We start from the raw sequence: 18879 nt of genomic DNA, 5'->3' as shown, positions 1-18879 counted from the left end.
CGTCGTTCACTCGCTCAGCCTCGCCATTGCGCTTTCGAGGCTCAGCTCCTCGCGCTCGCCGGTGGCGCGGCGCTTCAGCTCGACGATCCCCTTCTCGACGCCCTTCGGCCCGATGACCAGCTGCAGCGGCAAGCCGATCAGGTCCATCGTCGCGAACTTGGCACCGCCGCGCTCGTCGCGGTCGTCGTAAAGCGTGTCGATTCCCGCATCTCGAAGGCGGCCGTAAAGCTCGTCGGCAGCGCTGGCGCAATTTCCGTCGTCGGCGCGCATGTTGATGAGGCCGACCCGGAACGGCGCGACGCTGTCCGGCCAGACAATCCCTGCTTCGTCATGACTCGCCTCGATGATCGCCCCCATCAGGCGCGATACGCCGACGCCGTAGCTGCCCATCTGCGGGTGAACCTGGGCGCCCTCGGCATTCTGGACCGACAAGCCCATCGACTTGCTGTACTTGCTGCCGAAGGCGAAGATGTGTCCGACCTCGATGCCGCGCCGGCTGCGCAGCCGCTCGGGCGGCACCGGGCAGTCGGAGACCTTGGCATGCTCCTCCTCCTCCATCGCATAGAGGCCGGTCAGGCGGGCGATGGTCGAGGTGTCGGCGGAAAGCAGCTCGTCTCGCGAGACCTCCTCGATCGCCGCATCATAGAACAAGGCGCTCTCACCGGTATCGGCGAGTATGTGGAATTCGTGCGAGAGGTCGCCGCCAATCGGGCCGGTCGGGGCGCGTACCGGCACCGCCTGGAGCCCCATCCGCGCGAAGGTACGCAGATAAGCGACGAACATCGCCTCGTAGCTCGCTCTCATTCCCTCGTCGTCGAGATCGAAGCTGTAGGCATCCTTCATCAGGAACTCGCGGCCACGCATAACGCCGAAGCGCGGGCGGACCTCGTCGCGGAACTTCCACTGGATGTGGTAGAGCGTCCGCGGCAGGTCCCGATAGGAGCGCACCGCCTCGAGGAAGATGGTGGTGATCATCTCCTCGTTGGTCGGCCCGTAGAGCATCTCGCGGCCATGCCGGTCGGGGAAGCGCAGCATCTCGGGCCCGTAGGCGTCGAAGCGCCCGGACTGGCGCCACAGATCGGCCGATTGGACCGTCGGCATCAGCAGCTCGACGGCGCCGGCGCGATCCTGCTCCTCGCGCACGATCCGCTCGATCTTCTTGAGGACCCGCAGGCCCAGCGGCAGCCAGGCGTAGATGCCGGCGGCGGTCTGGCGGATCAGCCCGGCGCGCAGCATCAGCTTGTGGCTGACGATCTGGGCGTCGGCCGGCGTCTCCTTCATCACAGGCAGGAAGTAGCGAGAAAGGCGCATGGACGGAGGAATTTCCCGAATGTGGAATGTCGGCGATGCTCTAGGGGGAGCGCCGGGGCAAGGCAACCGCGGGAGGAGGCGACCGAGCGGGCGAGCGCGAAATCGGTCACACCGCGTGAAGCGGAAAGCCGGATGCTGCTGGGTCCCCCTGTTGCCCTGCCGCCACAGCTTCCCGGAATCTGGCTGCGAGATGAACAAGCGCGGTGACAAAGGAGGCCAGGCCGCATACCGTGATTTCCACGCAACCAAGGACTTACGGCCTGGTTCGGGGAAGCTTCGGTCCCGCTCTTCCTTTGCGAGGTAGGCAGAGCGCGCGGGCCGAAGCATCACAAGGGGGTAGACGGCGCGAGCCGTCTTACGGGTGCCCGGCTCGAAAGAGCCGGGCACTTGTGCGTTGGAGCCGGAGCGGATCGGGTCGCGACCAGGTACCGCAGGTTCTGCTTGCGACCTATTCGGACAGTATGATTGGGAGACGTCCAGGTCGTGAACGGCCAGGGGCCCTGCGGGCGGGGCGCAGCTCGAGCGCCGCAGGCGTGCGGGTGGCCATCTCTGTCTTCTGCCGGCGGGCCGGCGAAGGCGATTTCAGCTCAGGGAGCCCATCGGCTGCACCCGCAGATCGAGGCGATCGGTGTCGAAGCCCTGCTGACCCGGCATGGCGCTGAGAAGGCGCGCGCGATTTCGGGGACGGGGCGACCGGGTGAGGATGGCCTGCCCGGAGCCGTTCAGGACAACCTGGTCCTCGCCAGCGACGATGACCGCACCCTGCATGGTGCCTGGCGCATAATTGACCACCAGCTCATAACCGCCGGGTGCGTTGCAGAATTCGCTGATCTCGCCGAGCGGTATGGTCGTTCCGTCGATCGGCGTCGCGCCGATGGGGCGGAACTGCACCTGGCAGACGACCGGCACCCGTGCCCGGATCAGGAAGCTGCGTGATTCCGCACCAAGGGGCGCGGATGAGAGCGTGAAGGCCGCGGCGGCGGTCGCGAGTCCGATCTTGCGAAGCATGGTCACCTTCCCGTGGCCGAGACTGTTCGGTCAACGGGATCAGGTAACGGGCGCACCTTGTTAAATGGTTAAGAAGGACCCTCGTAAACTCGACGGGTGTCGCGAATTCCCCGCCAGAGGCGCGCGCATCCGCGAGCCCGCAAGTCCTCGGAATGGCGGCCCTCGTCGTTAACCTTTAGAGGGGCGCCACCGAAATGGAGATGACGTCCGAATAGGTGCCGGCACGGCGATCGGAAACGTCGCCGATCCTGAAACGGATCGGAAGGGAGTCGCGACGGAGCCCCTGCCCCGTTGGAGACGAATATTCGCCGCTGCCGCCGGCCAGCTCGACCGACTGGCCGTCGATCGCCAACCCGTAGGGCACGAACCAGTCGGTGCCGGGGAGCTGCAGCCGCCCATTGTTGCGGGAGGCGAGCGTCAGCTTGTAGCGCCCGGTGCTTTGGACGCGAAGCTGCAGGGGCACTTCGGCGATGCCTTCCTGCAGCTCGCCGAGGTCGACCAGGGCGCGGCCGTTATTCACCCGATAGGCACCCGAAAGTCCGAGGGTCGCCGACGGCAGCACGTCGAGGCCGAGGACGAGCTGCTCCGCGACGATCGGCGTGCCGTCCGTCGCTTCGGCCTCGATCTCGACCCGCTGATCGTGGAGGCCGCCGCCCGAGATCGATCGGTCATCGACGACTAGGCGGTATTGCACGACCTGCTGGCCCCGGGGCGCGACCACGACGGCCCGCCGCCCCGTCCGCCGCTGGGTCCGGCCAGCCAGAGGCGTGGCGTCATAGCCCCCGAACAGGTCGACGATCCCGTAAGGCGTGCGCCGCCCGTTCCCTGCGCTCAGTCCGAACGGCTCGCCGTCCAGCGCGAAAACGGGATAGAAGGTGCATTCGGCGTCGCCCGAATTCGTGAAGACCAGATCGAAGGTCCCGGAGGGCGCGCTGTTGCCGAACGGGTCATAGCCGCGGATGATCCAGCTGGATGGATTCGTGTTGATCCGCAGCCTGCACTCGGCGCGCTGGGCGACGGCGGGAGTCGCCGAGGCCGCGGCGGCGGCGAGCAGGGCTGCGGCGAGATAAAGTCGGCTGCGCATCATCATTCCCCTCGGGTTGGCGCACCAAGCGTCACTATTTCCAGGTTGACCAGGCCATCCGTGTCCTGCGGAACCTCGAATTCGAACCCTTGCGGGTTACCATATATCTCGACCCGATAGCGCCGTCCCGGAAGCAGGTTCGCGATGGCGAACCGTCCGATGGAGTTGGTGAAGAAAGGCACGGGATCGGTAACCGGTTCCCCGGTCGCCATCACTCGCCCTCCGGCCAGCGACACCGGCGTGCCGTTCGGCAGTCGCAAGGTACCGATCGCGCTGACGAAGGCGTCGGTTCCTACCTGATAGACGTAACCGCTCCGGTAAGGCGGCCGCACCCGAACCACGCCGGTACCGACGTCATAGCCGGTCGGCGGATCCTCGACGTCATACTGGACCGATTGGCTGACATAGGATCCCAGGAAGTTGTTGACCGCAGCGCCGAGCGGCCCGCTTTTGGCGATATAATCGTTCCGCGCCAGAGACTGGCCCGCCACGACGCTGCGATCGCCCAGGTTCGGGTGCGGGCGAAGCAGCATGAAGCTGTCGTTGATCCGCCGGCCGACACCGAACACGCCGTCGGCGAAAGCGATCGACGTGCCGACGCGCGCGGTCGTCACATTCTGCTGACCGAACGAGGAGAAGCCCTGGCCGAAAGCCGCATGGCTGACGGAGGCGTCGAACCGATTGGCGGTGTAATCGGCGAATGCCTGCGCAGTCAGGAACTCGTCCTCGCGGGTCACCGTGCCGCCGAAGCCGACGCTGCCGAGGCGGTTGAGGCCGCTCTGAACGTAGGATAGCTGCGCCGTATCCGTGTTGCTCTGATAGCGGGCCTCCGCCCGGCGACGGTAGCTCGGCTGGAACACGATGGCGATGTTGAAGCCGAAGCCGTTCCCCCGGGCGAAATCGCTGGGGTAGCGCGTATAGTCGACGCCCGCTCTTATGCTCCACTCCGGATCGAACCGGTAGGATGCCAAAGCGCCGAGGCGATAGCTGTCGCCCACATCCCTGCGGCCGCGCAGGTAAGAGGCATTCAGCAACAGGGTGAGATCATAGGTAATCGCGCGCGTATACTGACCGCTGAGGCTCCAGGAGGTCGAATGCAGCGCTTCCGGATTGCCGAGCGTCGCGAACTTCTCGGACAGATAATCGGCGCGAATGGTGAAGGTGTCGATCAGGCCTGCCCGGTCGATGACGTGATCATAAGCGACACCGCCCGAAAAGCCCTGGCCGATCTCGCTCGCATTGCTCGCTCCGCCATCGAGCAGGATTCGTCCGCCATTGCGAAGGACGAATTGAGTCTGGCCCGTCACGGTCTGGACGCGCCGGCTCGCCTGCAGCCCGACGCCGATCGCGGGGCGATTGAAGAAGGCCTTCCGGAAGAAGCCGGAAAAGGCGACCGGGCCGTCATAATCGGGCGATCGTCCGAAGGCCCGGCTGGTCGGCCCGAGATAGGCGCCATATTCGAAATCGCCCGGATCGAGGTCGATCGGGTCGAGATAGGACTGGAAGTTCAGCGACTGCACCTGGCCGGTATTGTCGCGGATCTCGATCTGGACGTCGTTGCTCCCCGTCAGCAGCGGCAGGGAGCTGAAATCGTAGGATCCGGCGTCGAGGCGCAACTCCCGGTACAGGACACCGTTGCGCAGCACCCGCACGGTGGATTCGCGCTGCAGGACGAGCTGCCGGTTTCCTTGCAACACCGCCGAGCGATAATCGTTGAACCTGCGCCGCTGCCGAAGGACGCCGATGCCGCCGATCTGGACGAACGTCTGCTGGCCGCGGATCTCCGGCGAGAGATCGCCCAGAAACCAGCGCCGGAATTGCTCGGGCTGGTCATAGACCAGTCGCGCATAATTGCGCTCGAAGCGATAGCTCTCGCTGGTGAAGCCCAGCTCCTCACTGAATTGGCCGTCGCCCTCGAACACGACTCGGCCGAGCCGAACGGCGCCGTTCAGGCTGACCGTCGGCCGGTCCAGATCGCTCGTCTCCCAGAAATAGCTCTGAATGACGTTCAGGTTGAGGTAGCCGGCAAATCCGGCCGGCTCGAGCGTGATGTCTTCCCTGTCGTCCCGCGGCGGCGCAAACAGGAGCTCGATCGCGCGTTGGTCGGGTTCGATCTGCAGCACGACGACGGAAAGGCTGGCCGGATCATATTCCAGCGAGACCCCGCTCGCGGCGAGGTCCTCGCTCGTGAACATCTGGCGCGGCTGCAGCCGGGCGCTGATCCCGTCCCGGGCCTCGTCCTTCAGCAGCGGCGTGATCAACCGAATGAAAGTCTCGGTATCGACGAGGAGCTGGTCGTCGAACGTCAGCCGAACCGGAATATCGCCCAGGTTGCGATTCCGGTAGGTGAGCGGCACCGTCATGTCGATGTCGCGCTCGTAGGGATTGATGTCGGGCCGGCCATGGCGACTGAGCGGCACGCGGGTCTGGCCCAAGGGTGGAAGGGGAACCGACGACCCCTCCTCGTCCTTCGTCACCGGCTCCAACGGAGGCACGGATTGCGGCTCGCCCGACGGCTCCTGCGCCTCGGGCGCGGTCTCCCGACCGCCGCCGGACGGCTGCGCCGGGAGAGGCACCGAAACCTGCGCGGCAACGCTGCCCGCCCAGAGGGCGGACATGGCGACCGCGCAAAGGAGCCGGCATCGTCTCACTGGACGAAGCTGAGCCTGATCGGTTGGGGACCGAAGGCATCGACCAGTGGGAGCCGGAACGTGCGCTCGCCGAGCGCGGGAACGTAGCCGGTTCCGATCACTCGATTGAGCTCCTCGGGCGTGACTTCGATGCGGATACGCTGACCGTCGGCACCGACGCCCTCGAAGCGCCAGCCCAGCCCCGCCATCATCGCATGCCTCCGGCCGGTGTTGCGCAGCACGACCTCGACACCCGGTACGGTGGGCGGCAGGGGCGCGCCCTCGCTCGGCGGCTGCGGCTGAAACTGGATGGGACGAACCGAAACAGGCTCGACGTTGGGCGAGGCGCCCGGCGGCGCGACGACCACGAGGGCCTTCATGTGGTAGACGATCTGGACCTGCGCGCCGACATTGTCGACGGTCCCTGGTTCCAGGGCGACGGGAAGCTGGTTCACCGAGACGTAATAAGCCTGGGCAGCGGGAAGCTCGGGATCTCCGACCCACTGGAGACGAACCACCTGGCGACCGCCGGGCGGCAGCACGCCCTGCGGCGGAAAGACGAGGAAATCCTCGTCGGCAGGCGTCTCGACGACGTTGCCGTTCTCGTCGAATTCCATGCGCGTGATACGGGTCTCGAAAGCGAGGTTGCCCTGGTTGAGGTTCTGCACCTCGAGCCGGGCGACGGCGTTCGTCCCGCGGGTCTCCATCTCGAGCACCATGGGCGAGACGCGCATCGCATAGGCGGCTGCGGAACCGACAATGGCCAGCAAGACGATGGCCGCGAGCGCGCGCCAACCGCGCGCCAACCTAACCCACGCTGTCATTTTACCCCCATCCCCGAAACTTTGAGGAATTGCCCCTTGCACGCCTTGAATGAAGAAAGGGGAAAGACAGAGCTTTCCCCTCCCCTCATTCATCTAATCGGGTCTGATCAGGACGCGGCGAGCGTCAGGGTCAGAGTGTCCGAATAGTCGCCGGCGACCAGCGCCCGCTGAGCAACCGGGGCTTCGATCTCGAGCTCGAAATCGGAACGCCATGCGCCCTGCGTGATCGCCGCATTCGCTGCGTTGGTGGCAACGTTGAGGCTCTGCGACGTGCCGCTGCCGACGGTGTTGGCCGCAATGCCGGTCCAGCTGGCTTCCACCCGGTAGGGGATGTTCGCCTGGAACTCGTCGCTGTCATAGCCGCCGGGCGCAGCGTTCACCATGCCGGCATTGCCGTTGGCCTTCGCGAGCGTGACGGTGTTGTTGAAGTTGCAGCCGGCCGTGAGGCTCTCGATCTCGGCTTCGGCCGGGCCGACCATCTCGAACGCGTCGCTGACATTCTCGTTGTTGCCGGTGCGGACACCGATCACGCCGAAGTCGATGTTGCGGGCGGCGGCATTGTTGCCCGAGTAGAAGGAGCAATCCTTGTTGACGCTGCCGCTCAGGTTGAAGGCGACGTTCACGACCGGCGTGGCAGGCACGCTGTCGCTCGGGGCGTCGGCTTCGGCGGTGTAGCGGGTGCCGACGCCGAAGGCGATGGCGGCTTCGAATGCGCCAGCGGCGAGAGCTCCACCAAACCCGCTGGGGTTGGTCAGCGTAACGTTACCGAAGATCGGCACGGTAGCCGCATAGTGACGCTCATCGGTCTGGGCGTGAGCAGCGCTGGCCATCGAGACGAGCGCGATAGCGGCAACGGTGCCGCGCAGGATATTCTTCATGGCTTCTTCCCTCTTTATTACGGCCCCCCGGCGGAATTGCCGGTTGATGGCCAGTTCAACGTCATTCGAAGGCGTACGGAGAGCTCCGCCCGCCGATCAGCTGGGCGTGATCGTTATCTCGATCGTCTCCCCGTATTCGCCGGCCAGAAGTCCGGCTTCTCCCGAAGGCCTGCCCAACGAAACGCTGAGCGCGAGTCCGTCGACGGCAATCCCGCCTTCGCTGGAGATGGTGCGGCCATTCCCCCTGAGCTCGCGGCTCTCGAACGATCGTTCGATCACCGCGCTCTGGGGGCGCCGAACCGGCATCATCACCCCGATCGTGTAGGGGAGCGTGCCGGAATAAGGTCCCTGGCCCGCCGGCAGATCGCTGTGCGCGAGGCTGCCGTTCCGGGCCCGGATGCTCATGTTGAAGGGGATGTTGCAATCCAGGCGGACGCGTGCCTGGGCGCCGAGGCCGGTGCGGTTGAGATCGCCGAAATCCATGTTGCCGATGGAACCCATCGCGCAACGCTCGGGAATGCTCCCGCGAACCGCCAGATCGAGCGACCTGACATTCTCTATGTCTGCTGCACCGGCAGGCGCGGCAAAAATCGCCGCGACAAACGTCGCCACCACGAGGCGCATAGCTTCTTCCCCACTCGCTCACATGCCGGCGCGGTCCGTCTCCATGAACCTTGCCGGCCTGTCGGGAAGGCGAGCAACCGACTCGCTCCCCCCACCAAAAGTAAACAAGTGATTACGGTAGTTCCCGCAGGTCCCGCATCCCCAGACTTGGGGAGAAGTGCCCCAAAGGTCCCATCATGATGCAGTCAGTCCCGAAAGGAGACGGGAATTTCGCCATTCGTGACCGCCGGGAGCCGGACGGAGTGATGCCGTTGCCGATGTGGAGATCCAGCTAAATCACTGGAACAATTGGGGGACTCGCGCCTCGTGACCCGGAGGCGCGGACGCAACCGCCTTCGGCGGCAGAGACTGCAGGCAAAGCGGAGAGCGGCAGGACCGGATTGACGCGGAGACGCCGGCCGCGCAGGCGATAGCCTCCGCCAGTATGGAGTTCAGCAGGTTTTTTGGGGCCGGACGGGAAGGTTGCGGCAAGCTGGTTGGAGACGGCTCGCCCCGACCTGTTCGTCCCGCCCGGCCGCGAATGGGGAAGAAGCCCTTTCGCTTCGCCAGCATGCCGCAAGGTCCGGAGCCCAACAAGTCGGGAGAGGAATGAAGCGATGGGCCGGGCCAATTGCCCGATGAAATGCCAGGCGCATCGCCGTCGCGTCAATCGTCGGGGCGCGAGCATGAATACCGTATTTCTACTGGCACCGTGGCGGCCAGGCAGCTACTTCCCACGGACTTAGGTTGGGTCGACCATATTCGTAATCATGCCAGGGGGGGTTGATTGGTGGCAGAAGGCCGAACTCCAGTCCCATCGATTTCGCGTGCATCGATGATCGCCGGGAGCGCCATTGCCTGGCTGGAAGCGGAAATGCAGCCGCGCCTGATCGTGGACGAGGAGTTGGCGATCCTCTGGGCCAACGGCGCCGCCCGGCAGCTGCTCGCCGAAAAATGCGAAGTGGAGGAAAGGGCCGGCTACCTGAACGCGCTGGATCCCCTGCACCACGAAAGACTGGTCCGTGTCGTACGCTCCGGGACCGATCCGCTTCGGACCTGTTGCATTCCCTTGTCCGGAAGCGCCGGTCACCTGCTCATCCGATGCAGGCCGCTCGGCGGCCATGAGTCGCACTTGTGCGGACTGGTGCTCGTTCGGACCGACCGGCGGGCCGATGTCGGCTATCGCGACCTTGAAACCGCGTTCGGCCTGACTCCTGCCGAACACCGCGTCCTGCTGAGCCTCCTCGACGGGAAGGAAGCCGATCGACTGACCCAGGAGATGGGCGTTTCGATCGAAACGATCAGGAGCCACATCCGAAGCTTCTACGCCAAGCTCGAGGTGAATTCGCGAGAGCAGCTGTTCGCGAAGGCACAGCCGTTCAGGGTCTGATCGGGCGGCAACTCTCCATCGGCAATGACGGGGCTCCGTTCGACCCTTCGCCCGCGCTCAGCTCGAAAGGTCTCCTGAAAGGTCCACGGTGAGATCGACGGGCCGCGGCTGAACGGCGCGAACGGTCACCTCATCGCCTTCTTCTTCCGTCGCCTCCACCGAAGCGATCTGGATCGCCATAGCCGGATCTCCGCGGCCCGACGGATTCTCGATGGATTCGAAGACGTACACACCCTGCGGATCGACATAGAAAGTCTGGTCCCCGAAGGCGTCGGCAAGACCGGCGTCGCTTGCCGCGGAATCGGGCAACGGCTTCAGACCGGTCTGCTTTTCGATCGCGGTCACCTGGGTTTCGGTCAGCTTCATTTCGGTCTCCTTTCCAGGGGAAGATCGTGACGACGGCCACCCTCGAAGCCATCCCTTACCGGCCAACAAGCCGACCGCCGGCATGTTCCTTGAAAAGGTCCGACCGGTTCCTTGCAGCCTCGTGCGTGCGGCTCCCCGTCGGCTTTCCGGTCGTACCCTCTAATCGACCCGCCGAATCGTTTCCTCGAACGTAGCGACGGTGAGGCCGAACCGCCGAAAGGTCATGCGGTTCTCGGCGCTGCGCCCGCTCGGGTGGATGGTGATACGCTGCTCGACCGAGACTCCTTGCGCTCCGCGATAGTTAAGATGCAGGACGTTCCCACGAACCTCTCCGCTCACCGGTCCGCGGGCGTCGGTGATCGTGCCGGTGAACCGGTCCGGACCGGTACGAACCAAGCGCCAGTTGCGCCGGCGCGGAGGCTTGCCTTCCTCCTCGACGACCTGGTCGATCAGCAAGGCGCCGTCGGCGCTCATCCGGCCGCGGCTTTGGACGCGCACGCCATGGCGGCCGGCTAGGATCATCCGCACCGTCCCGACTCCTTCGGTGCGGCCGACGAAGAAGCGCTCGGGCGACAAGCCGGTCGCCTGAACGAAGAGCAGCCCTGTCAGCAGCCAGGAGAGGGGCAAGGGCAAGTCTCCGGATAGCGGCGCCGACGATTGCCGGGCCTTCCTATCAGGAGCTTAGACCTCTCTCTCCGGCGCGGCCAGCGCTGGATCAGCTCAGCCGAAAAGACCTGCTTGGCGGCATTATCCGTTCATTTACCGAAAAGGCCCGATGATAGGCGCCGTCGTCCGCCGCGCGGCGCTTGGGCAGGGGCGCCCGCCGGAGGTCACTGGCGAAAGGGGCTGAGGTGTTCGAGATCGAGGTCCAGAACGAAAGCAGTCAGACCCAGCAGACGGTGCGCTTCGTCTGCGTGCCGCGCATCGGCGAGGGCGTGCGCCTGCTCGACTTTGATGGCTTATGGGCTTCCTATGACGTCATCGACGTCTGGTATCAGCGTTCGCCGATCGGGGACATCTGGGTCCCCTATATCCACGTTCGCAAGAGCGGCGAGTCCGAAGGCGCGATGCCGACCGCTGCGCGCCAGGTCGACGTGAACCAGGCTGCCGGAGGACCCACGCTCGCGACGGCGGTGGCCGGCGGACGATAGAGCGAAGGCGAACCCGAAGCCCCCTGCCCTCGCCGGACGATGCCCTCAGACCAGCCGGCTCTGCTTGACGGCTGCCTGGATGAAGCTCGCAAAAAGCGGATGGGGGTCGAACGGCTTGGATTTCAGCTCCGGGTGAAATTGGACTCCGATGAACCAGGGATGGTCCGGGCGTTCGACGATCTCGGGAAGCTCGCCATCGGGGCTCATGCCGCTGAACACCAGTCCCCCACGTTCGAGCGCCGACCTGTAATGAACGTTGACCTCGTAGCGGTGGCGGTGGCGTTCGCTGATAGTGTCGGTGCCGTAGATCGACCGAACGACGCTATTGCCGTCGAGCCGAGCCTCATAGGCGCCGAGCCGCATCGTGCCCCCGAGATCGCCGGTCGCCTCGCGCCGCTGGAGACCCTCCTCGCTCATCCATTCGGTGATCAGGCCGACAACCGGCTCGCCGCACGCGCCGAACTCGCTAGAGCCGGCGCCCTGTATCCCTGCGGTGTTCCGCGCCGCCTCGATGCAGGCCATCTGCATGCCCAAGCAAATGCCGAAGAAGGGCACGCGGCGCTCGCGGGCGAAATGGACGCTGGCGATCTTCCCTTCGCTGCCGCGCTCGCCGAAGCCTCCGGGAACGAGGATGGCGTGCATCGGCTCCAGCGCCGCGGCAATTTCCGATTCGGGGTGCTCGAACAGCTCGGCGTCGAGCCAGCGTATGTTGACCTTGACGCGATTGGCGAGGCCGCCGTGGATCAGGGCCTCCGTCAGGCTCTTATAGGCGTCCTGCAACCCGACATATTTGCCGACGACGCCGACCGTCACCTCGCCTTCCGGATTGAGCAGCCGGTCGAGCACGTCGTCCCAGCGGGCCAGGTCCGGCGCGGGAGCGTCGACGATGCCGAAGGCGCGCAACACCTCCGAATCGAGACCCGCCTCGTGATATTGGGCGGGGACGGCGTAGATGCTCGACGCGTCGAGCGCCGGGACGACGGCTTCCTTGCGGACGTTGCAGAACAAGGCGATCTTGGCGCGGTCGCTGTCGGGCAGCGGCCGGTCGCAGCGGGTCACGATGATCTCCGGCTGGATGCCGAGGCTGGTCAGTTCCCGCACGCTGTGCTGGGTCGGCTTCGTCTTCAGCTCGCCGGCCGCGGCGATGTAGGGCACCAGGGTCGTGTGGATCGAGACGGTGCTGCGAACGCCCGGATTCTCATTGGCCAGCTCGTTGCGGAACTGCCGGATCGCTTCGATGAACGGCAGCGACTCGATGTCGCCGACCGTGCCGCCGATTTCACAGATGATGAAGTCGCATTCAGGGTCCACGTCCGCGTCGATGAATTCCTTGATCGCGTTGGTGACGTGCGGGATCACCTGGACAGTCGCGCCGAGATAGTCGCCGCGACGCTCGCGCTGGATGATGCCCTGATAGATCCGCCCCGACGTGACGTTGTCGCTCTGCCGGGCCGGAACGCCGGTGAAGCGCTCGTAATGACCCAGATCGAGGTCGGTCTCCGCGCCGTCGTCGGTGACGTAGACCTCGCCATGCTGGTAGGGCGACATCGTGCCCGGATCGACGTTGAGATAGGGATCGAGCTTGCGCAGCCGCACCTTGTAGCCGCGCGCCTGGAGAAGCGCCGCCAGGCTGGCGGCCATCAGGCCCTTGCCAAGAGATGAGACCACGCCGCCGGTGATGAAAATGAACCGCGCCATGGGAGGACAGGCTTAAGCGGAGGTGGCGGATTCGGGCAAGCCGCCGAATCGGAATTTATTTTGTCTCCGGCACGTTCGGCGGTCCTTGGGGCACGGTCGGCATAGCGCGAAATCTTCCACGATCGCCGGATCCGCCTGCCGCACGAGCGGCGCAACCCCTATTGCGCGAGCGGAACGCCGCTCTGGTTGCCATCGGGCGCCGGCTGCGCCGGCGCCTGCGGCTGGGCGGCACCGGGAACCTGCTGCGGGTTCGGCGTGAACGGGCTGGTCTGGGTCTCCAGCGGCGATCCCGCCGGAGGCGGCGTCTGCTTGACCAGGTTCGGGTCGATCTCGCGGGGGCCGCCCTGGCTAGCGGCGAGCGCGGCAAGGACGATGGAGAGGATGACGAATATGGTCGCCGACACCGCCGTCGTCCGGGTGAGGAAATCGGAGGCGCCGCGCGCCGTCATCAGTCCGGACGGGCTGCCGCCTCCGGCAAAGCCGCCGCCTTCCGAGCGCTGCATCAGGATGACGGTGATCATCACGATGGCGACGAGCGTCTGGAGGATCAGAATGAAGGTGAACATAACGGCGCTTTCGGGAAAAGGTCGGGGGCGACTTAGGGGATCGGGAAACGGTTCTCAAGGGCACCGGCCGCCGAGCGGTTTCTAATTGCCGGATCCCGGCCTTCGCCGGTACGCGGCGGGCCGCTGCGCACTGGCCTAGCTTTTCGACGCGGCCTCTATGATCGGAACGAACTGGGCAGCGGTGAGGCTCGCGCCGCCGACCAGGGCCCCATCCACGTCGGCGACGGCGAAGATCTCGGCCGCATTGTCGGCCTTGACCGAGCCGCCGTAGAGGATGCGCAGGCGCATACCCGTATCGCCGTAGCGACGGACCAGGTCGGCGCGGATGGCGGTGTGCATCTCCGCAATGTCCGCAGCCGTGGCGACCTTGCCGGTGCCGATGGCCCAGATCGGCTCGTAAGCGATGACGAGCTCGCCATCTTCCCATCCGTCCGGCAGCGATTCGGCGACCTGGCGACCGACGACGGGCAAATGGTCGCCGGCGGCGCGGTCGATCGCGCTCTCACCGACGCAGACGATCGTGACCAGGCCATGGCGCAGGGCCCTCTGCGCCTTTGCGCGCACGGCCGCGTCGCTTTCCTGCTGCTCGGCACGCCGCTCGCTGTGGCCGACGATCGCCATCCGGCCGCCCGCTTCCTTGATCATCGCAGCCGAGGTCGCTCCGGTATGGGCGCCGCTCTCCTCGGCATGGCAGTCCTGGGCGCCGATCATGAGTCCGCCGGACCGGGTGACGGCGGGGGCTATCAGCGTGAAAGGCGGGCAGATGGCGACGTCGACCCCTCCCGCCGCCTTGGCCGCTTCCGCGATCGGCTGCAGCTCCGAGAGCTGGCCAAGGCTCCCGTTCATTTTCCAATTGCCGGCGACGAGCTTGCGGCGGACGTGCATTGTTCCTCCATGAGTCGAGGCGTGGCGCATAGATCGGTTTCCGCCGAATGGGGAGCCAGTTTTGCAGAGGCCGTTCCCAAGTTCGGCCGTACCGGGAGGGATTGGACTCAGCCTTGCCGCGGCGTCGGCGCGCTTCTATGACCCGCGAAACCCGATCGACAGGATCTCCGACATGCTCGCTGCCGTTCGCCGTTCCGTCCGTAGCTGGGCCGCGGCCGCCATCCTCTTCATTGCCTTGCTGGCGCTGGTCGTCACCGGATTCGGCACCGGCGGTCTCGGCGGCCTGGGCGGAATCGCCGGCGGCGCTTCCGGCGAAACGCTCGCAACGGCCGGCGGGCGCGAGCTCACCGAAACGGAAGTCACGGACGTTGTCACTCGTGAATTTAGCCGCGCCCGTCTCGAGCAGCCGGAGCTCGGCATGGTGCAGTTCGTCACCTCCTCGTTCATGCCGATCGTCGACCAGCTCGTGCTCGCATTGGCGGTGCAGGCGTTCGGCGTCGATCAGGGGCTGGTCGTTTCGGAGACCATGATAGATCGCGAGATCGTGAACATTCCCGCCTTCCGCGACGCCGCCGGACGCTTCGATCAGAACATCTTCCGCCAGCAGCTCTCCGCCCAGAACCTCACCGAGGCGCAGATCAGGGAGGATATCCGCCGCTCGCTGATGCAGCGCCAGCTTCTCGGGCCGGTTGCGCGCGGCACGACCGTACCCGAAAGCGTGGCGCGCGAATATGCCAACTTGCTGCTCGAGCGGCGGCGCGGCTCGATCGGCGTGGTACCGGCCGAGTTGCTCCGCGAAGGCATAGCGCCGACCGATGCGGAGGTGGCCGCATTCTACCAGTCGAACCTCGCCCGCTTCACGATTCCGGAGCGCCGCGTGATCCGCTATGCGATGATCGGGCCCGAGCAGGTCGCCCAGGCGGTCGAGCCGACTGACGCGGAAATCGCCGAGCATTACCGGCAGAATGCCGCCACTTATGGTCCGCGCGAGACTCGCGACCTCCAGTCCATCGTCCTTCCCGACCAGGCGGCTGCGCAGGCTTTCGCCCAGCGCGTGCGCGGCGGCGCCAGCTTCGCCGAAGCGGCTGCCCAGGCCGGCTTCAGCGCAACCGATGTCGCCCTTTCCGATCAGACCCGCGACGCCTTCGCGGGTGTCACCTCGCCCGCCGTCGCGCAGGCCGCCTTCTCCGCGGAGCAGGGTGCTCTCGTCGGCCCGGTACGCAGCCCGCTGGGGTTCCACCTCGTCCAGGTAGAAGCAATCGAACGCACGGCCGGGCGCCCGATCGAGACCGTACGCGACGAGATCGCCGCTGCAGTACGCCAGCGCAAGCTCGTCGACGCGCTTGGCGGCCTGATCGCTCGGGTCGAGGAGCAACTCGCCCAGGGAGCCAGTATCGAGCAGGCAGCAGCGGCGGAGCGGCTTCAACTCGTCACGACGCCGCCGGTGACCGAGACAGGTCAGGCGCCCGGGCAGCAGTGGCAGCCGCCGGTCGGTTTCCAGCCGGTGCTCCGCAGCGCGTTCGAGATGGATCCCGAGGATCCGGAACCGATGATCGAACAGATCGAGCCCAATCAGCTGTTTGCGCTGGTCGGCGTCGAGAACGTCGTCGCCGCCGCGCCGCCGCCGCTGGCCCAGATCCGCGATCAGGTTCGCGCTATTCTCATCCAGCAAAGGGCGATCGAGCGGGCGCGAGCGATCGCGCAGCAGATCGTCACGAGGATCAACGGAGGCATGGCGCCGGCCGAAGCCTTTGCCCAGGCTCAGCCTAGCATGCCGAGTCCCCAATCGGTCGACATGCGGCGCCTCGAAATCAGCCAGGGGGGCGAACAGGCTCCGCCGCCCCTGATCGCCTTGTTCAGCCTTCCGCAGGGCCGCGCGCACTTGATGGCGGCCCCGAACGGCCAAGGTTGGTTCGTCGTCCATCATGCCGAACGGACGCCTGGCGATGCCGCCGAGCAGCCCGAATTGATCGCCTCCACCCGCACCGAGTTCACCAGCTCGTCGGCGGCCGAGGTGGCTGAGCAATTCGCCCGCGCCCTGGAGCGGGCGGTCGAGGTGGAGCGCAACGCCGAGGCGATCCAGCGGGTGCGTCAGCGGCTGATCGGAAGCGTGGCGCCATAACGACTACCGCTGTCGGCGGGGCGGTTCACCTGGCCGTCGGGCGCGGAAGCGTTGCAGGAACTCGCGATGATTCTGGTCGTCGACAATCATGACAGCTTCACCTGGAACCTCGTCCAGTATCTGAAGGAAATCGGCGCCGAGGTTCGGGTGGCGCGCAATGACGCCATCACCTGCGGCGAAGCGCTGGCGAGTGGGGCCGAGGCTATATTGATCTCGCCCGGTCCGGGCACGCCCGATCAAGCCGGCGTCTCGCTCGAGCTGGTCGCCGCCTGTGCGGCGGAACGGCGGCCGCTGCTTGGAGTATGCCTTGGCCACCAGGCGATCGGCGTGCATTTCGGCGGCCGGGTCGTTCGGGCCCCGGCGCCGGTCCACGGCAAGACCGGAGACATCGTCCACGACCGTAGCGGCCTGTTCGCGGGCCTCCCCTCCCCCTTCACGGCGACGCGCTACCATTCGCTCGTCGTCGCGGCGGACAGCGTTCCCGACTGTCTCGCGGTGAATGCCACCGCGGCGGACGGGACGATCCAGGGCCTTCGCCATCGCGAGCTGCCCATGCACGGGGTCCAGTTCCACCCAGAGAGTATCGCCAGCACCCACGGGCATGCGCTGCTGGCCAACTTCATCAAGGCGGTTTCTGGCCCCTCTGCCGCCGCCGCTTGACAGCGTTCCGCCTGTTCCGTACATGTTCCGCGTACGTTCCAGAGGGGGACCCGAGATGCTGACCCGCAAGCAACATGAATTGCTTCTCTACATCAACGAGCATCTTTCAGACACCGGGGTGTCGCCTTCTTTCGAGGAGATGAAGGACGCCCTGGATCTCAAGTCGAAGAGCGGCGTGCACCGCCTGATCTCGGCCCTCGAGGAGCGCGGGTTCATCCGCCGCCTGCCGAACCGGGCCCGCGCGCTCGAGGTCCTGCGCATGCCGGACGCCAGGGGCTTGGCCACGGCCGTTGCCCCAGCGGGCGGCTCGGCGCCCCCGCCGCGCCCCGCCAACGACATCCTGGACATCCCGCTGCACGGGCGGATCGCGGCCGGCACGCCGATCGAGGCGCTGCAGGGCACCGACACCTTGCCGGTCCCGGCTGCCCTGCTCGGACCCGGCGAGCATTATGCGCTGGAAGTGGCGGGCGACTCGATGGTCGAGGAAGGAATCCTCGACGGCGACTTCGCTCTGATCCGCCGTCAGGACACGGCCCGCGACGGCGAGATCGTCGTGGCGCTCGTCAATAATGAGGAAGCGACCCTGAAGACCTTCCGGCGCGAGGGCCAGATGGTGCGGCTCGATCCGGCCAATCGCCAGTACGATCCCCAGCGCTACCGACCCGATCAGGTCCAGATCCAGGGACGCCTTGCCGGGCTGCTACGGCGCTATTGAAGGGACGCCGGGCTTTAGAGGCCCCCTCCACTAAGCGTGAAAGGCTTCAGGCTGGAGATTGTCGATGGCCCGTCTCAATTATGTGGAGCTGCCGGTTTCCGACATCCGGGCAGCGAAGCTTTTCTACGAGAATGTGTTCGGCTGGACCCTGACCGAGTTCGCGCCCACCTACGCCGCCACCCTCACGGGGGATACGGATGTCGGGCTTCAGGCAGATGCTTCGGAAGCGACCAAGGCGCCGCTGCCGGTGATCGAGGTCGATGATCTCGAGGCCGCGCTCGAAGCGGTGACAAAGGCCGGTGCCGAGATCGTCCGGCCGATCTTCGGCTTTCCCGGCGGACGACGCTTCCAGTTCCTCGATCCGGCGGGCAACGAGATTGCCTGCGTGAAATCCGATCACGATTGAGCCGGGCGCCGGCTTGCACGGCGGCCTTCCGCTCCCTAGCTAGTCGGTGCGGACCGGGCCCCTCTGGCAGCGTTCAATCGCTGCGATGTCGGACCGCAGCGTCATGCCCCGGGGCGTCATTCCATTGTGCCGGCCGACCCTGGGCCGACGTTAACGTCACGAACCAGGAGGCCTTATGACCGATATCAACGCGATGTCCTGCCCCGTCTGCCACGTGCCGCTGACGATGAGCGAGCGCCAGGGGGTCGAGATCGACTATTGTCCGAAATGCCGGGGCGTCTGGCTGGATCGGGGCGAGCTCGACAAGATCATCGAGCGCAGTGCGCGCGATCTCGCGCCGCCGCCCGTAGCGTCACCCGCGCAGGTGCAACAGCCATTGTCCGGACGCCAGGAATATGGGCGCGACCACGGCTATCGCCACGGCCATCCCAAGCGGCGCAAGTCGTTCCTCGAGGAATTGTTCGACTAGGGCATCCTGCCACCGGAGTGGAACCGACCCGCTTGTCCTGCCTGGATCGGAACCGGTTCCCAGCCGGGCCATGCACGGTGCTCCAATGCCTCGTTGAGCGGGATGCGGCCTGG

Annotated in this window: 19 protein-coding genes; 7 read left to right on the top strand and 12 right to left on the bottom strand. The window is 66.0% G+C overall.

The features are described 5' to 3' along the window. Positions 1-6: 6 nt before the first annotated feature. The 7 genes from proS to EKM57_RS12270 form a co-directional block, all read right to left on the bottom strand. Positions 7-1311 carry a proline--tRNA ligase gene (proS, locus tag EKM57_RS12300; protein WP_129792797.1) on the bottom strand — a complete coding sequence of 435 codons (1305 nt, stop codon included), beginning with the start codon at positions 1309-1311 and terminating at the stop codon, positions 7-9. 582 nt (positions 1312-1893) lie between these two features. Then, the gene (locus EKM57_RS12295; protein WP_243451035.1) at positions 1894-2319 is read right to left on the bottom strand and encodes a hypothetical protein; all 426 of its coding nucleotides are present in this window, start codon (positions 2317-2319) and stop codon (positions 1894-1896) included. A 175-nt stretch (positions 2320-2494) separates the two neighbouring features. Then, positions 2495-3403: a hypothetical protein gene (locus EKM57_RS22480; protein ID WP_243451016.1), complete on the bottom strand. Its 909-nt coding sequence runs from the start codon at positions 3401-3403 to the stop codon at positions 2495-2497. Between the two features lie 2 nt (positions 3404-3405). Then, positions 3406-6021 carry a hypothetical protein gene (locus tag EKM57_RS12285; protein WP_243451015.1) on the bottom strand — a complete coding sequence of 872 codons (2616 nt, stop codon included), beginning with the start codon at positions 6019-6021 and terminating at the stop codon, positions 3406-3408. A gap of 29 nt (positions 6022-6050) precedes the next feature. After that, positions 6051-6857 carry a molecular chaperone gene (locus EKM57_RS12280; protein ID WP_129792796.1) on the bottom strand — a complete coding sequence of 269 codons (807 nt, stop codon included), beginning with the start codon at positions 6855-6857 and terminating at the stop codon, positions 6051-6053. 107 nt (positions 6858-6964) lie between these two features. Beyond that, entirely contained in the window at positions 6965-7735 is a 771-nt protein-coding gene (locus EKM57_RS12275) for a hypothetical protein (RefSeq protein WP_129792795.1), read from the bottom strand. 96 nt (positions 7736-7831) lie between these two features. Next, positions 7832-8359, bottom strand: a complete 528-nt coding sequence (locus EKM57_RS12270; protein ID WP_129792794.1) for a hypothetical protein — start codon at positions 8357-8359, stop codon at positions 7832-7834. 814 nt (positions 8360-9173) lie between these two features. Here EKM57_RS12270 and EKM57_RS12265 point away from each other — a divergent pair. Beyond that, the gene (locus tag EKM57_RS12265; protein WP_129792793.1) at positions 9174-9728 is read left to right on the top strand and encodes a helix-turn-helix transcriptional regulator; all 555 of its coding nucleotides are present in this window, start codon (positions 9174-9176) and stop codon (positions 9726-9728) included. A 57-nt stretch (positions 9729-9785) separates the two neighbouring features. Here the strand turns inward: EKM57_RS12265 and EKM57_RS12260 are convergent, their stop codons facing one another. Beyond that, positions 9786-10094 (bottom strand): hypothetical protein, encoded by a 309-nt coding sequence (locus EKM57_RS12260; RefSeq protein ID WP_129792792.1) that lies wholly within the window; start codon positions 10092-10094, stop codon positions 9786-9788. A gap of 159 nt (positions 10095-10253) precedes the next feature. Further along, on the bottom strand, positions 10254-10721 hold the full coding sequence (locus tag EKM57_RS12255) for a DUF3833 family protein (RefSeq protein ID WP_165357391.1): 468 nt from the start codon (positions 10719-10721) through the stop codon (positions 10254-10256). Positions 10722-10945: 224 nt separating this feature from the next. On the opposite strand from EKM57_RS12255, the gene EKM57_RS12250 reads away from it, so the two are divergent. Next, positions 10946-11245 carry a hypothetical protein gene (locus tag EKM57_RS12250; protein ID WP_129792790.1) on the top strand — a complete coding sequence of 100 codons (300 nt, stop codon included), beginning with the start codon at positions 10946-10948 and terminating at the stop codon, positions 11243-11245. A gap of 45 nt (positions 11246-11290) precedes the next feature. On the opposite strand, the gene EKM57_RS12245 is transcribed toward EKM57_RS12250, so the two are convergent. The 3 genes from EKM57_RS12245 to tpiA form a co-directional block, all read right to left on the bottom strand. Beyond that, entirely contained in the window at positions 11291-12943 is a 1653-nt protein-coding gene (locus tag EKM57_RS12245) for a CTP synthase (protein WP_129792789.1), read from the bottom strand. A gap of 158 nt (positions 12944-13101) precedes the next feature. Then, the gene (secG, locus tag EKM57_RS12240) at positions 13102-13509 is read right to left on the bottom strand and encodes a preprotein translocase subunit SecG (RefSeq protein ID WP_129792788.1); all 408 of its coding nucleotides are present in this window, start codon (positions 13507-13509) and stop codon (positions 13102-13104) included. Between the two features lie 135 nt (positions 13510-13644). Next, positions 13645-14394, bottom strand: a complete 750-nt coding sequence (gene tpiA, locus EKM57_RS12235) for a triose-phosphate isomerase (protein WP_129792787.1) — start codon at positions 14392-14394, stop codon at positions 13645-13647. Positions 14395-14566: 172 nt separating this feature from the next. Between tpiA and EKM57_RS12230 the strand changes: the two genes are divergently transcribed. The 5 genes from EKM57_RS12230 (at position 14567) to EKM57_RS12210 (ending at position 18766) form a co-directional block, all read left to right on the top strand. Next, complete coding sequence (locus tag EKM57_RS12230) at positions 14567-16516, top strand: peptidyl-prolyl cis-trans isomerase (protein ID WP_129792786.1); 1950 nt, start codon at positions 14567-14569, stop codon at positions 16514-16516. Positions 16517-16582: 66 nt separating this feature from the next. Next, on the top strand, positions 16583-17176 hold the full coding sequence (locus EKM57_RS12225) for an aminodeoxychorismate/anthranilate synthase component II (RefSeq protein WP_129792785.1): 594 nt from the start codon (positions 16583-16585) through the stop codon (positions 17174-17176). A gap of 55 nt (positions 17177-17231) precedes the next feature. Then, a complete protein-coding gene (gene lexA / locus EKM57_RS12220; RefSeq protein WP_129792784.1) occupies positions 17232-17891 on the top strand; it encodes a transcriptional repressor LexA in 660 nt (219 codons plus the stop codon). Positions 17892-17955: 64 nt separating this feature from the next. Beyond that, positions 17956-18297 carry a VOC family protein gene (locus EKM57_RS12215; RefSeq protein WP_129792783.1) on the top strand — a complete coding sequence of 114 codons (342 nt, stop codon included), beginning with the start codon at positions 17956-17958 and terminating at the stop codon, positions 18295-18297. A gap of 175 nt (positions 18298-18472) precedes the next feature. Further along, positions 18473-18766, top strand: coding sequence for a zf-TFIIB domain-containing protein (locus EKM57_RS12210; protein ID WP_129792782.1), 294 nt, complete (start codon positions 18473-18475; stop codon positions 18764-18766). Positions 18767-18879 lie beyond the last annotated feature (113 nt).

It is taken from the genome of Sphingosinicella sp. CPCC 101087 (assembly GCF_004151485.1).
GTDB lineage: Bacteria > Pseudomonadota > Alphaproteobacteria > Sphingomonadales > Sphingomonadaceae > Allosphingosinicella.
Note: the sequence above shows the minus strand (reverse complement) of the source record. Positions and strands in the feature narration are given on the sequence as shown.